We start from the raw sequence: 13,423 nt of genomic DNA, 5'->3' as shown, positions 1-13,423 counted from the left end.
GAAAGTTGGGTGTATTTCTTCATTGTGTGCTTTCCAATTGCGAGTTGAAAAAGTCTAATGATTCTATGAATACACCTAACTTTTTCAACTAACTACAAATGTGTTGCACTTGGGATTTGAATCTGCGGAATAATAATACCGAGGAAGAATAGTCATGAAAGCGAGATGTTTATGCGGTGCGACTCGATTTGAAGTGCAGCTTAGAAATCATGAAGTGGCTGCCTGTCATTGTTCCATGTGCCGCCGCCAGACAAGTGGGCCTCTCATGTCGATTGATATAGAAAATATTCACTTTATTGATCAGCAGCATTTATCTGTTGCAAGTACTTCTGAATGGGCAGAGCGTGGTTTTTGCAATGCCTGTGGTACTTTTATTTTCTGGCGGACCAAAGATCATTCCTTTGCCAATATTAATGTATTTACTTTGGAGCAACTGCCAGAAGATCTGGATTTCAATTTAGAAATTTATATAGATCATCAGCCAGCATTTTATTCATTTAACAATCAAACCAAAAAAATGACAGAAGCTGAGGTAATTGCTATGTTCCAGCAACCTAACTCCTGAAATGAATATCATTAGATAAAGGAAGAGCAAGTCTGGTGATTTTATCTGATGAAAATAATCTTTTTAAAATTAAGAACACTATATAAGTGCATATATATCATTAAATAAAAATACTGATTAGCAGGTTCGTATTTCAAATAGCATCCTGCTTTTCATGTCATGATCATTCTTTCTTTTGATTAAATTGTTAAATTGGAACGAAAAAAACTCATAGTTTCTGAGCTCAATAAATTATTATTTTCTATAAGCGAACTAAAGATAGAAACTAAACTTTTCTATAAAATCAATAAATATAAAGATTTATGGCACAAGGATTGTATGTGATTTCCACTGTATATCTCAGTTTTAAATAATTCAGTTTAAAAATAAAACCCGAGAAAAGAATTAAGAATAGAGTGATTTTGCAATGAAACAGTTTTTGCATCTTTGGGTACCGATTTTTTTGAGTAATAGCATCATAATGTTGGTCGGAATATTTGACATGATTTTCCTGTCTCATTACTCACCGCAACATGTGGCTGCTATGGCTGTGTGTTTATCTATTTATTCTTTATTATTTGTTTCGGGGACGGGGATTTTGCAGGGTATGATGCAGGAACTTGCTGAAGCATATGGGCGACGTGCTTTTGATAATATTCAAAAAATTCTGAAACAGAGCATCCTTATTGTCATCGTCCTGTCTGTATTTGCAGGATGGCTATTAACTCATGCAGATCCTTTGCTACATCTGTTAAAAGCAGATAGTGCATTACAGGCTTTGATTCAACCTTGTTTATGGTTACTGGCTTGGACGCTTCCAGCACATTTGTTAGTACGTATTTTATATATTTTAACGCAAGCCTGTGGTGAGGCGAAGCGTGTGTTCTATGCCAATATTTTTTATCTGATATTCAAAGTGAGTTTGGCCTATTGCCTGATTTTTGGGATTCAGGGTTATGTACCTGCCTATGGGGTTAAGGGAGCTTTCATTGCTCATCTGACTGTTCAATGGGCACTATTAGTGGTGTATTACCTGATATTTCTAGAAAAGCAGTTGCGTGTGCACTGGTCCGGACAATTCTTCCATTTTAAGACTTTGCTAAAAATCTTAAGAATCGGCTTACCCTCAGCAATTGTCGTATTTATTGATGTCTTTACAATTAGTGCGATTGCATTATTAATCTTGCCTTTGGGGGAGATAATGGTGAATGCGCATCAAGTAGCGATGGGTTTGGCTGGCCTGCTGTTTATGGTGCCATTTTCGATGAGCTCTGCTTTTAGCATTCTGGTCTCTACCAGGATTGGTGAAAATCAAGTGCAATCTGCCTGGGATTTAACTTTTAAAGCGTTACGTGTGGTGGTCGCAAGCGCAGTTGTTTTGGCGATCTTGATCGCAATTTTTCAAAAACCGATTGTGACGCTATTTAGTGATAATAAGGATGTGCTTGCGGTGAGTCTGGCATTGATGTTCTTATTGTGCTGGATGCATATTTTTGATGCGATTCTGGTGGTTAGCGTCAATATGCTGCGCTGCTGGAAAGTGGTGATATTCCCCATGTTTATCTTTAGTGGAGTACTGCTATTAGGTGGATTGGGCGGAGGCTGGTATTTGGCTTATCATCCAGTATTGCTCTTCAATCTCAATCTGGACGTCTCAGGAATAAGTGGTTTCTGGTGGATGCTGGCTATTTCCTATACCTTTGCCGCATTGATGTGCTTGCTTTGCTTGGGACTTAAATACCGTAAGCATCTACAAACTGCATAAAAAAACCCGCGATGATCGCGGGTTTTTTTATCTAATCAATTAGATTATTTCGCAGCTTTTTCAGCTTCGATAGAAGCAATCGCTTCATCAACGCCTTCGATAGAATCAGCAGCTTTTTTGATACGTGCAAGTGCATCAACTAATACTTCGTCAGCAGTTGCGTAAGAGATACGCATGAAACCACCTAGACCGAATGCATCACCAGGAACGACTGCAACACCAGTTTGTTCCAGTAACCAAGCAGAGAATTCTGTGCAAGAGTTCAGGCCTTTCGCACGAATCAATGGTTTGATGTTTGCGTATGCATAGAATGCACCATCAGCAGGTAGGCAAGAAATACCTTTAATGTCATTCAAGCCATTCACAACCAGGTCATGACGACGTTTGAACGCTTCAACCATTGGTACAAGAACGTCTTGAGGACCATTCAATGCAGCTTCTGCAGCAACTTGTGAAATAGAAGTTGGGTTAGAAGTTGACTGAGACTGGATTTTTTTCATCGCACCGATCAGTTTAGCAGGGCCCGCTGCATAGCCGATACGCCAGCCTGTCATTGCATATGCTTTAGACACACCGTTTAATACGATAGTGCGGTCGTAAAGGTCTGGGGCAACAGTTGCGATGTTGTAGAATTCATCTTCCCAACGGATTGGTTCGTACATGTCATCAGATGCGATGAATACTTCTGGGTATTTACGCAGTACTGCTGCTAAAGCTTCTAATTCAGCTTTAGTGTAGATCATGCCAGTCGGGTTAGAAGGGCTGTTTAATACCACTAGACGAGTTTTGTCAGTGATCGCAGCTTCTAATTGCTCAGGAGTAATTTTGAAACGTTGTTCTTCACCACATTTCACGATTACTGGTGTACCTTCAGCAATGATCACCATGTCTGGATAGCTTACCCAGAATGGAGCTGGGATGATCACTTCATCACCTTTATTTAACAAAGCAAGTGCCAAGTTAAAGAAAGACTGTTTACCACCACAAGAAACCAGGATTTGGTTTGCTTGATAGTCAAGGTTATTGTCACGTTTTAATTTAGCAATAATTGCTTTTTTAAGACCTGGCGTACCATCAACAGCGGTGTATTTGGTGAAACCGTTGTTAATTGCTGCAATTGCTGCATCTTTGATGTGTTGAGGGGTATCAAAATCTGGCTCACCTGCGCCCAAACCAATAACGTTGTGACCAGCAGCTTTCAGTTCAGCAGCCTTATTTGTCACAGCAAGCGTAGGGGACGGTTTGATGGCATTCACACGATCAGAGAGACGTACGTCCACGGCAGTATTCCTTCTTATAGGGATTAAAAAATAAAAAGCACATTATCTTAGCCTAAAATGGTGCACATTGGGCAAAAGAATTTGGAAAAATATACGAAAAAAATGCTGAATCAGTGCAACCTTATCTTGAACATCGATAGGTAGTTTAGATAGACATGAACTAAGAATATGCTTTGAGGATGAGAATAATAGGGGAAATATAAACTAAAAATGGCCACTTTAAAGTGGCCATTTATGTGAGAAAGTGTTGTTGTTATGCACTAAAACGTGACAAATCTTCTTCAGGACGGGCAGTCAGCACTTCAATGCCATTTTTTGTTACCAAAAGAGTGTGCTCATATTGAGCCGATAATTTATGGTCTTTAGTGACCACAGTCCATTTATCACCCAGCAGTTTGGTTTGCCAAACACCGGCATTCACCATTGGTTCAATCGTAAAAGTCATACCTTCTTCAAGAACCATACCGGTATCTGGTTGACCATAGTGCAGAACTTGTGGTTCATCATGGAAAGTCGTACCGATGCCATGGCCACAGTATTCACGAACAACGCTAAAGCGTTCAGATTCAACATATTTTTGAATCGCATGACCAATGTCACCAATAGTAGCACCTGGTTTCACCACAGCCATACCACGATACATGGCTTCTTGAGCGACTTTGCACAGACGGTTTGCCAGGATTGAAGTTTCACCACCCACGATGTACATCATATTGGTATCCCCATGGAAACCATCTTTGATGACAGTGACGTCAATGTTTAAAATATCGCCTTTTTTCAGGATCTTGTTTTCAGATGGGATCCCGTGACAGACCACATGGTTTACAGATGTACAGATTGTATGCTGGAAAGCAGGGCGGCCAGGCGCTGCACCATAACCTAAACATGCAGGAATGGCATTCTGCACATTTACAATATAGTCATGACAAATCGTATCCAATTCCAGTGTCGTTACGCCGGGTTTGATATGCGGTTTGATCATATCCAACACTTCTGCAGCCAGTCGTCCAGCGATACGCATCTTTTCGATATCTTCAGCGGATTTGATTAAACGACGGGGAGCTTGATAAGTAGTGTTCATGATCTCTAAAAACTTTTGGAAATTTGTATGTGACTATGGTATAAATAGCCGCCCATTTTATCAAATGCTTTTTCGTGAATATATTTGCGAGGCTGATTGAATGGTGTATTAAAAATCCGCACATATATCGTCACATTACTCTGGGTGCCCGCAAGGGTGGAGAATGCGGATATATGGAGGCCTAACCCAAACTTTAAGGTAAAGAAAATGGCAGATTACAACGTAAGCATGCGCGACCTTCTACAAGCTGGCGCGCACTTTGGTCACCAAACTCGTTTCTGGAACCCAAAAATGCGTCAATACATCTTTGGCGCGCGTAACAAAATTCACATCATCAACCTTGAGCACACTGTTCCTGCGTTAAATGATGCTTTGAACTTCGCTAACCAATTGGCTAGCAAAAAGAACAAAGTTTTGTTCGTTGGTACTAAACGTGCTGCTTCTGCAATCATCCGTGAACAAGCTCAACGCGCTGGTCAACCATACGTAGATCACCGTTGGTTAGGTGGTATGTTGACGAACTGGAAAACTCTTCGCCAATCTATCAACCGTTTAAAAGACCTTCAAACTCAATCTCAAGACGGTACTTTCGCTAAACTTACTAAACGTGAAGCTTTAGAACGTAGCCGTGAGATGGAAAAACTTGAACGTGCTTTAGGCGGCGTTAAAAACATGGGTGGTTTACCTGACGCATTATTCGTAATCGACGTTGATCATGAAGCGATTGCAATTAAAGAAGCTAAAAACCTTGGTATTCCTGTAATCGGTATCGTTGATACTAACTCTAACCCAGACAACGTAGACTACGTTATTCCGGGTAACGACGATGCGATCCGTGCAGTAACACTTTATGCTTCTGCTATGGCTGATGCGATTCTTGCTGGTAAAGAATATGCTCAATCACAAGCAAATGCACAAGCTAAAGCAGAAGAAGCTCCTGCTTCTGAGGCTTAATGCGTTAGACGCTAGCTTGTCATTTTTGCGACACGTGATGGTGGCAAAGTAAGCGTTATGTATGCAGGCGGCCCATGAGAATCCTCTGGGCCGTTTCTGTTCTAAAAAGAATTCATTTTCTACCGAATTTAGGAGATAAACATGACTGCAGTTACAGCAAGCATGGTTAAAGAACTGCGTGATCGTACTGGTCTAGCAATGATGGAATGTAAAAAAGCTTTGACAGAAGCTGGTGGTGACATCGAATTAGCGATCGACAACCTTCGTAAATCTGGTCAAGCAAAAGCAGCTAAAAAAGCTGGTAACATTGCTGCTGACGGCGCGATCACAATTGCTCAAGAAGGTAACAAAGCAATCCTTCTAGAAGTAAACTGCCAAACTGACTTCGTTGCTAAAGACGAAAACTTTGCTGGTTTCTCTGCGAAAGTTGCTGCTGCTGCACTTGCTGCAAACGAAACTGACGCTGCTAAAATCGCTGAACTTAAACTTGAAGATGGCGCTACTGTAGAAGAAGCTCGTATTGCTCTAGTTCAAAAAATCGGTGAAAACATTCAAGTACGTCGTGCGAAAATTGTTGAAGGTGAAAACCTTGCTGTTTACAAACACGGTCTTCGTATCGGTGTTGTTGTATCTTACTCAGGTGATGCTGAAACTGGTAAAGGCTTGGCAATGCACATTGCTGCATTCAACCCGGTTGCTGTAAATGCTGAACAAGTTCCTGCTGACCTTATCGCGAAAGAAAAAGAAATCGCTGAAGCAAAAGCACTTGAATCTGGCAAACCAGCAAACATCGTTGAGAAAATGGTTGTAGGTTCTGTTGAGAAATACCTGAACGAAGTTGTTCTTGAGCGTCAACAATACGTAATCGACAACGACAAGAAAGTTGCTGAAGTTCTTAAAGCGACTGGTACTACTGTTGCTAACTTCGTTCGTTTCGAAGTGGGTGAAGGTATCGAGAAGAAAGCTGAGCTTTCTTTCGCTGAAGAAGTTGCTGCTGCTCAGGCTGCTGCAAAATAATTCGGTAACGAATTAGAAAAAAGCCCCGAATGGGGCTTTTTTTATGACTAAATAAAGAATGATCAAGGGGGAATTATGGCAAATAAAACCCATATGGGGATCGGGGCTGTCATTGCACTTTTGGTGGCTGCTTATTTAGGTCTGGATTTATCAGAATCTAAACAACAGACCAATACTTTTGTACCTTCAGCAGAAGTTGCGATTCAACAGCAGACTCATGTTCAAAAAAGTACGCATAAGCTTTCTGATGATACCCAGCGTATAGAGCAAGCTTACCAGCAAAGACAAAGTGATCTTCAGGTTCAGGCAAGCGGTAAGGTGATAGCATTATTAAAAGATGATAATGAAGGTTCCCGTCATCAGAAATTTATTCTGGAGTTATCCACTGGTCAAACTGTATTGGTTGCGCACAATATTGATCTGGCACCACGCATCCAGAATATTCAAAAAGGGGATCAGGTTGTGTTTTTTGGTGAGTATGAATATAGCGAAAAAGGCGGGGTGATTCATTGGACCCATCATGATCCATCCAATAAGCACATCAGCGGTTGGTTAAAACACCAAGGAAAAACCTATCAATAAGAGAATTTTCCTTGATTTTATAAATGTAATGATATTACATACGCTTTAAGCGCACTGTATTGCCTCAGATTGACGAGATTTCCATTTAGGTAGGACTTTGCCTAAATAGGCATCCATGCACCATAACGGGCCAATGAGAAGGAATTGAAGGTCTTTGAAGAAAGAAGGCTTTTTACCTTCGACTTTGTGTCCATAAAATTGCCCAATCCAGGCAAAAACAAACAAGGCAATAAAGAAGCCGATCCCTACAGGCAAGATCCAGATGAACCAAGCCATCATCAGGGTTAGCGCTGCCATTGCTACAGCCAGTACGATGTCTAAACGTGCATAAAACACAAAAGCCAGAACCAGGAGCAGGGCAGTCAGTAAAGCGCTAAAGTGTGCCATGATGCCAATAATGGAAAAATAGATGGCAGGCACGCAGACCCAATGGATCAGTTTGTTGGTTTTGTTTTGATGACTTTCACTATATTCATCTAACCATTCGGATATTGTTTTCATTCTATCGCTCCCATCCATGAACGTACTGTTATTTTCAAAATATAAAACAGTTTGAGGGGATGGTCAAAGTGAAATCGATAGTGGGTGAGTAAAGGAGAGGAGGCCTATATCTGAATGGAATAATATCGACAGTATTAAGGATAAAAGCAATTCGAATTCTTTCTCTACATCACCAAATAAAAAAGCCACATGACTGTGGCTTTTGAGTTAAATGTAGAGCGGTCAAATCTTATGAGTTTGGACCATCTACACGCTCAATATTAACATGTGCAGTACCAGCATTGGTAATACCAAGCTGTTTAGCAGCGCCGTAAGATAAATCTAGAACACGGTTGCCATGGAATGGACCACGGTCATTAACCTTCACGACAACACTCTTACCATTGTTTTTGTTAGTCACGCGGATAAAGCAGTTTAATGGCAGGCTACGGTGTGCAGCAGTCATTGCATTCATATCGAATGTTTCACCACTGGCAGTTTTACGGCCATGGAACTGACGGCCATACCAAGATGCTGTACCTGTCTGACTGAATTTACGAACTGTGTTTGAAGCAACATTGTTCAGTTTCTCAATCACTGAAGGCTCTTCTGCAGGAATTGCAATTTTTGCTGCAATGGTTTGACGACGAACTTTATCGCCAGAACGCTCAGTGATTGAAAGGCTGTTCAAATTTGTGAAATTTGAATTGAAGCTTTGAGCTTCTTTATTTAATACACGCGCTGCAAGACGCGAATTGTCATGATCATTATTGAATGATGACGACTGAACCATATCTGCTTGCGATTGCGTTAGGGTAACGGTCGCGGCGATGGCTATAAAATACTTCAGAAAAGAAGAATGCATTGAATCAACTCCTAACAGCATGTTTCATTAGATTGGGCCTAAGTAGCTGATAACCCTATAAACATGCCTGATATTTAACTTATGCAACTACATTTAACGAATTGGATAATATTCATGCTGGCAACTGGCTGTCTAGTATTTAATTAAAATAGTTAAAAAAAGTACGCAAAATAAACAATGAGTGATTAAAAAATAATCAATATTGTAACAAGGCGTAAAAAATGCCTAAAATTTAGGCATTTTGTTTAATAAAAATCTTGACTTTAATAGTATGTAGTAATTTTTACTGTTATCGGCTCGTAATTTCTGTACCTAAAAGCCACAATGCAGTGGCATACATACGACTACGATTGTACGTGGTAATCACTTGAAAATTCGGATAAGTAATATAGTAAATCGGTCCGTAATTTTCTTGTAATTGAATGACATTGACCATATCAAGATCATCAATACGAACAATCGGATTCATCGGACTGATTCCTTGGGTTTTGATTACTCCATAAGGTGTTGGCTGAGTCAGATCTTTGGCGATGACAGAATCAGGATTCGAACCGCTATAACGGGCAGGGAAGGCAATTGGCTGATCACGTTGCCAGCCATTTTGAGCCAGATAGTTTGCAATTGAACCAATCGCATCTACCGCAGAATTGCGCAGATCGATATGGCCATTGCCATCATAGTCGACCCCATACTTTGGAATATTACTTGGCATAAACTGCGGATAGCCCACAGCACCTGCATAAGAACCCACGATCGAGGATGCTGACACACCATCTTTATATGACCATGCGATCAATGCCGCCAGTTCATCCTGGAAGTATTGCGCACGACGTTCATAACCAAAGCCAAGAGTTGCCAGTGCATCACGGGTCACAAATGAACCCTTGTTGCTGCCAAAACCGGTCTCTACCCCCAAAATACCCAAAATGATCGATTGTGGTACACCAAACTGCTGCTCAGCGCGATTTAGTGTTGCAGCATATTGCTGCTTGAAACGTACACCACGTTGAATCGTACCTTCAGACAGAAAATTGGTCTTATAGGCATACCAAGGCTTACTTTCACCTGGACGATTCATGATACTGATAATATTTGGAAGATTTTTTGCTCCCGTCATTGCACTGTCTACTTGCTGGGCACTTAGACCATAGGTCTGCATAGTGTTTTGCTTGAAACTGGCATAAGAGGGATGATATTGAAAATCGTTGGCCAGGCTTAAACTACTGAGTCCGAATGCACTGACAAGGATCGAAAGCTGCTTCAATTTTTTATAAAAATTCGATTTCAACATCTTGGTATGATTTCCAATTTTTTGATAGGTTTGTGGCTATGTCATTTGAATCGTGCCATGAAAAAGATCAATTCACTTTTCTCAATTTTCTGGCATTAGAGGCAATATTAAAGATAACATTCTGATGAATAGGAGTCATATAAACTCCCTTAAAAACAGGAAAGGGTTGGTTGTTTTTTCAGCATTTTGTATTTTAGTTCACAATAACTGTAACAAGCTATTTCTTAAGCCACAAAAAAGCCTGACCGAAGTCAGGCTTAATCTGCATTATTTGAATAAATATGCGGCTTTATTCAGTAAAGAATAGGGTGTCGTGATATTCTGCCATTGCCTGAAGTTCATCCTTATTTAAATTCAGGATGATTTTATCTGCTGCAATATTAATCGCTTTGATTACCGCTGAAGCACCAATATCAGCAGCCTTGCGTTTAATCATGCCTAAATCTAAGGTTTTATTAAAGTCGACCATGAAATGACGTACAGTCGCTTCACCAAACTGTTTGTACAGATTGCTGAGACTCTGCTTATCGACACTTTGGCCAGCTTTTAATTCTGCATAATGGTGTTTTAGATTGGTGACCAGATTGGCATCCAGAGGTTCACCAATACGGAAATTTCCTTCCGGATCTTTAAACAGGCTGCGTTCAGAAAAAGCAATCGACTCCTTGACGACTTCATTTGGTGCTTTACTCAGTAACTGTTTCAGTAACACTGCCACAGTAGACTTGATATAGCCTGCCAGTTTTTCTGCCGTATCGCGTTTTTCGCTTGCAGGAAAACGGCGTACCAGTTCCGTGAGAATTGCATCAATAATTTCATCATTAATCATTAATGCAGTTTTATCCCGCAGTGGATAAAGCGGTTCACTCGAGTTTTTATTTTTCTGTGCAGTCTGAATTGTATTTAATAGTTCTGCAGAAGGAATAAAACCAAAAAAAGGCATTCTTAAACCTCAATGTTTTTATTGTCGCGCTAAACGAATAGGGCGAGGCATCCATGTGGAATCCGATACACGACAAGGGTTGATATCCAATCCACCACGGCGTGTATAGGTCGCATATACCATCAGCTTTTCCGGTTTCAGATTTTGCCAGATATCGGCAAACATCTGTTCCACACATTGTTCGTGAAAACCGTTGTGCTGACGATACGAAATAATATAAGCCAAAATACTCTTATAACAAGGTTTTTTGCCCTGATAGCGTATAAATACTGTACCCCAGTCCGGTTGCCCAGTGACTGGGCAGTTACTTCTTAATAAATGTGAATAGAGTTGCACTTCGATATTTTCATCGCTGTGCTGATCTAAAGACAATAAAGAAGCGTCCGGATGATTTTCCAGGCGTTCCGGAATCAGATCATCAATACAGATACCTTCAGGATTGGAAATTTTCAGTTCATCGACATGAAAAAGATCCAGTGTGATTTCAGCACCGGCAGCTTTTGAGAGGTCTTTTTCTACAGTTGCAATAAAGGCCTCTTTCGAATCAAACTTGGCAAAGTTCAGACTATTGAAATATAGCTTTAAAGATTTTGATTCAATGAGATTTGGGGAAAATGCTGGCAGGGTAATCCGACCAATAGCCACTTGAGGTACGCCGGCAGCATTTAACCAAGAAATTTCAAATACATGCCACCAGTCTTTACCTTGCTGAATAGCTTCAACATGGGCATATTTTTCACGGGCAGGCGCACGGGAAATCGGGAACAAAATATCGGGTTGATACTCTGTTGGGTAGTTGGTGTCTTTACCAAGGAGAGAATGTTCTACACTCATTATTCACGCATTCCTGAACCACGAGACAATAAATAGTAAGCAATACCGTAAAGCACGGCACACCAGAAAGTAATCACGACCAATGAAATGGAAACATTGACATCACTATGACCTAAAATGCCGAAACGGAACGCATTGACCATATACACGATCGGGTTAACTAAAGAGAGATTTTGCCAGAACGGACTTAAAGCTGAAATTGCGTAAAACACACCGCCTAAATAGGTCAGTGGTGTGAGTACAAAAGTCGGGATGATCGAGATATCATCAAAAGATTTGGCATAGACAGCATTAATAAAGCCGCCTAAAGAGAATAATAGCGAGGTAATGAGTACTGTATATATAGTCACAAACCAGTTAGTAATATAAAGGTCTGCAAAAAACAGGCTCATGGCACTGACAATAATGGCAACAAACAGACCACGAATTACACCACCCAATACATAACCCCATAAAATAGCATGTAAAGGTACCGGGCTCATAATTAGCTCTTCAATGCTTTTCTGAAATTTTGAGCTAAAGAAGCTGGAAGAAACGTTGGCATAACTATTAGTAATCACCGCCATCATAATCAGACCAGGGACAATAAACTCCATATAACTATAGCCGCCCATTTCCCCAATACGTGAACCGACCAGATTACCGAAGATCACGAAATATAAACTCATGGTAATGGCAGGCGGCAACAGGGTTTGGGGCCAGATCCGCATAAAGCGACGGACTTCTTTATGAACGATGGTATATAAGGCGACGCCGAGCTGGTTTATATTCATTGTGCAGCTCCATCCAGATTTTTCTCGACCATTTTCACAAACAGTTCTTCTAAGCGGTTTGACTTGTTACGCATACTGCGTACCTGAATGTTTTGTGATTCCAGTAACTGGAATAGGTCATTCATACTATGAGCTTTATCCAGTGTCACTTCTAAGGTCATTGGATCTACTAAATTAAATTTCACACCAATAATTTCAATATTTAATGGCTCAATAGGTGCAGCCAGATCGAAGATAAAGGATTCTTCATTGAGCTGATTCAGGAAATTCTTCATGGTAGTATCTTCTTTGATCACACCACGGTCGATGATGGCAATACGACGACATAACATCTCTGCTTCTTCCAGATAATGAGTCGTTAAAATAATAGAAGTACCATTATTGTTCATTTCATTAAGAAAATCCCACATGGAACGACGCAATTCGATATCCACGCCGGCGGTCGGTTCATCCAGAATCAATAATTTTGGTTCATGCATCATCGCACGAGCGATCATCAGGCGACGTTTCATACCCCCTGAAAGCATACGAGCTTGAGTAGAGCGTTTTTCCCAAAGACCCAGTTTACTTAAATATTCTTCAGCACGCGCTTGAGCAATTTTTTTAGGAATACCGTAATAACCGGCTTGAGTGACCAGAATATCAAAGGTCTTTTCAAACTGGGCGAAGTTAAATTCTTGGGGTACTACGCCTAAACATTGTTTGGCTTCAGAAGGGTGGGTATCCAGATTGTGACCAAAAATTTCAACGGTTCCAGAGGTTTTTCTTGTTAATGAACTGATAATACCAATAGTAGTGGACTTGCCCGCGCCATTAGGGCCTAACAGGGCATAGAATTCACCTTCAGGTACAGTTAAGTTAATTCCTTTAAGTGCCTGAAAACCATTTCCATAGGTCTTCGACAAATCCCTTAATGTCAGCGCATCAGTCATAGAGATCTCAAATGGTGAAAAGTTGAGATATTGTGAGTGATCTTGCAGAATAAACCAAGTCATTCACATGGAATTCTCTGTT

14 protein-coding genes are annotated in these 13,423 nt (G+C 40.6%); 5 read left to right on the top strand and 9 right to left on the bottom strand.

What is annotated here, in order from left to right; translation table 11 throughout:
- The first annotated feature begins 154 nt into the window (after positions 1-154).
- Entirely contained in the window at positions 155-565 is a 411-nt protein-coding gene (locus tag FTV14_RS10770; protein ID WP_180015242.1) for a GFA family protein, read from the top strand.
- A 406-nt stretch (positions 566-971) separates the two neighbouring features.
- Positions 972-2,309: an MATE family efflux transporter gene (locus FTV14_RS10765; RefSeq protein WP_180053902.1), complete on the top strand. Its 1,338-nt coding sequence runs from the start codon at positions 972-974 to the stop codon at positions 2,307-2,309.
- A gap of 44 nt (positions 2,310-2,353) precedes the next feature.
- Here the strand turns inward: FTV14_RS10765 and FTV14_RS10760 are convergent, their stop codons facing one another.
- A complete protein-coding gene (locus FTV14_RS10760) occupies positions 2,354-3,589 on the bottom strand; it encodes a pyridoxal phosphate-dependent aminotransferase (RefSeq protein WP_159124078.1) in 1,236 nt (411 codons plus the stop codon).
- 253 nt (positions 3,590-3,842) lie between these two features.
- Positions 3,843-4,670 carry a type I methionyl aminopeptidase gene (gene map, locus FTV14_RS10755; RefSeq protein ID WP_004784494.1) on the bottom strand — a complete coding sequence of 276 codons (828 nt, stop codon included), beginning with the start codon at positions 4,668-4,670 and terminating at the stop codon, positions 3,843-3,845.
- Positions 4,671-4,877: 207 nt separating this feature from the next.
- Between map and rpsB the strand changes: the two genes are divergently transcribed.
- From rpsB to FTV14_RS10740, 3 genes are all read left to right on the top strand, one after another.
- The gene (gene rpsB / locus FTV14_RS10750) at positions 4,878-5,624 is read left to right on the top strand and encodes a 30S ribosomal protein S2 (protein WP_004784492.1); all 747 of its coding nucleotides are present in this window, start codon (positions 4,878-4,880) and stop codon (positions 5,622-5,624) included.
- A gap of 141 nt (positions 5,625-5,765) precedes the next feature.
- Positions 5,766-6,641 (top strand): translation elongation factor Ts, encoded by an 876-nt coding sequence (gene tsf / locus FTV14_RS10745; RefSeq protein ID WP_004784491.1) that lies wholly within the window; start codon positions 5,766-5,768, stop codon positions 6,639-6,641.
- Positions 6,642-6,716: 75 nt separating this feature from the next.
- Positions 6,717-7,223 carry a DUF3465 domain-containing protein gene (locus FTV14_RS10740; protein WP_180053901.1) on the top strand — a complete coding sequence of 169 codons (507 nt, stop codon included), beginning with the start codon at positions 6,717-6,719 and terminating at the stop codon, positions 7,221-7,223.
- A 45-nt stretch (positions 7,224-7,268) separates the two neighbouring features.
- Here FTV14_RS10740 and FTV14_RS10735 read toward each other — a convergent pair whose 3' ends face one another.
- From FTV14_RS10735 to FTV14_RS10705, 7 genes are all read right to left on the bottom strand, one after another.
- Positions 7,269-7,724: a DUF962 domain-containing protein gene (locus FTV14_RS10735; RefSeq protein WP_180053900.1), complete on the bottom strand. Its 456-nt coding sequence runs from the start codon at positions 7,722-7,724 to the stop codon at positions 7,269-7,271.
- A gap of 229 nt (positions 7,725-7,953) precedes the next feature.
- Positions 7,954-8,568 carry a septal ring lytic transglycosylase RlpA family protein gene (locus FTV14_RS10730; RefSeq protein WP_180053899.1) on the bottom strand — a complete coding sequence of 205 codons (615 nt, stop codon included), beginning with the start codon at positions 8,566-8,568 and terminating at the stop codon, positions 7,954-7,956.
- Between the two features lie 289 nt (positions 8,569-8,857).
- The gene (gene mltB, locus FTV14_RS10725) at positions 8,858-9,859 is read right to left on the bottom strand and encodes a lytic murein transglycosylase B (protein ID WP_180053898.1); all 1,002 of its coding nucleotides are present in this window, start codon (positions 9,857-9,859) and stop codon (positions 8,858-8,860) included.
- A 289-nt stretch (positions 9,860-10,148) separates the two neighbouring features.
- Entirely contained in the window at positions 10,149-10,802 is a 654-nt protein-coding gene (locus FTV14_RS10720; RefSeq protein WP_180053897.1) for a hypothetical protein, read from the bottom strand.
- An 18-nt stretch (positions 10,803-10,820) separates the two neighbouring features.
- Positions 10,821-11,636 (bottom strand): NADPH-dependent 7-cyano-7-deazaguanine reductase QueF, encoded by an 816-nt coding sequence (gene queF, locus FTV14_RS10715; RefSeq protein ID WP_180053896.1) that lies wholly within the window; start codon positions 11,634-11,636, stop codon positions 10,821-10,823.
- Positions 11,636-12,409 (bottom strand): ABC transporter permease, encoded by a 774-nt coding sequence (locus FTV14_RS10710; protein ID WP_004784472.1) that lies wholly within the window; start codon positions 12,407-12,409, stop codon positions 11,636-11,638. Before FTV14_RS10710 ends, queF begins: the two co-directional genes overlap by 1 nt.
- Complete coding sequence (locus tag FTV14_RS10705) at positions 12,406-13,341, bottom strand: ABC transporter ATP-binding protein (protein WP_180053895.1); 936 nt, start codon at positions 13,339-13,341, stop codon at positions 12,406-12,408. Before FTV14_RS10705 ends, FTV14_RS10710 begins: the two co-directional genes overlap by 4 nt.
- Positions 13,342-13,423 lie beyond the last annotated feature (82 nt).

The sequence above is a fragment of the Acinetobacter sp. YH12236 genome (assembly GCF_013417645.1).
In the GTDB taxonomy this organism is placed as follows: Bacteria; Pseudomonadota; Gammaproteobacteria; order Pseudomonadales; family Moraxellaceae; genus Acinetobacter.
This window is presented reverse-complemented; position numbering and strand designations above follow the sequence as displayed.

Bases quoted from the DNA above. Each gene is read 5' to 3' on its own strand.
- FTV14_RS10730 (WP_180053899.1), bottom strand. From the start codon at position 8,568: ATGCATTCTTCTTTTCTGAAGTATTTTATAGCCATCGCCGCGACCGTT.
- tsf (WP_004784491.1), top strand. From the start codon at position 5,766: ATGACTGCAGTTACAGCAAGCATGGTTAAAGAACTGCGTGATCGTACT.
- FTV14_RS10765 (WP_180053902.1), top strand. From the start codon at position 972: ATGAAACAGTTTTTGCATCTTTGGGTACCGATTTTTTTGAGTAATAGC.
- map (WP_004784494.1), bottom strand. From the start codon at position 4,670: ATGAACACTACTTATCAAGCTCCCCGTCGTTTAATCAAATCCGCTGAA.
- FTV14_RS10770 (WP_180015242.1), top strand. From the start codon at position 155: ATGAAAGCGAGATGTTTATGCGGTGCGACTCGATTTGAAGTGCAGCTT.
- FTV14_RS10710 (WP_004784472.1), bottom strand. From the start codon at position 12,409: ATGAATATAAACCAGCTCGGCGTCGCCTTATATACCATCGTTCATAAA.
- FTV14_RS10705 (WP_180053895.1), bottom strand. From the start codon at position 13,341: ATGACTGATGCGCTGACATTAAGGGATTTGTCGAAGACCTATGGAAAT.
- rpsB (WP_004784492.1), top strand. From the start codon at position 4,878: ATGGCAGATTACAACGTAAGCATGCGCGACCTTCTACAAGCTGGCGCG.
- FTV14_RS10735 (WP_180053900.1), bottom strand. From the start codon at position 7,724: ATGAAAACAATATCCGAATGGTTAGATGAATATAGTGAAAGTCATCAA.
- mltB (WP_180053898.1), bottom strand. From the start codon at position 9,859: ATGTTGAAATCGAATTTTTATAAAAAATTGAAGCAGCTTTCGATCCTT.
- queF (WP_180053896.1), bottom strand. From the start codon at position 11,636: ATGAGTGTAGAACATTCTCTCCTTGGTAAAGACACCAACTACCCAACA.
- FTV14_RS10740 (WP_180053901.1), top strand. From the start codon at position 6,717: ATGGCAAATAAAACCCATATGGGGATCGGGGCTGTCATTGCACTTTTG.
- FTV14_RS10720 (WP_180053897.1), bottom strand. From the start codon at position 10,802: ATGCCTTTTTTTGGTTTTATTCCTTCTGCAGAACTATTAAATACAATT.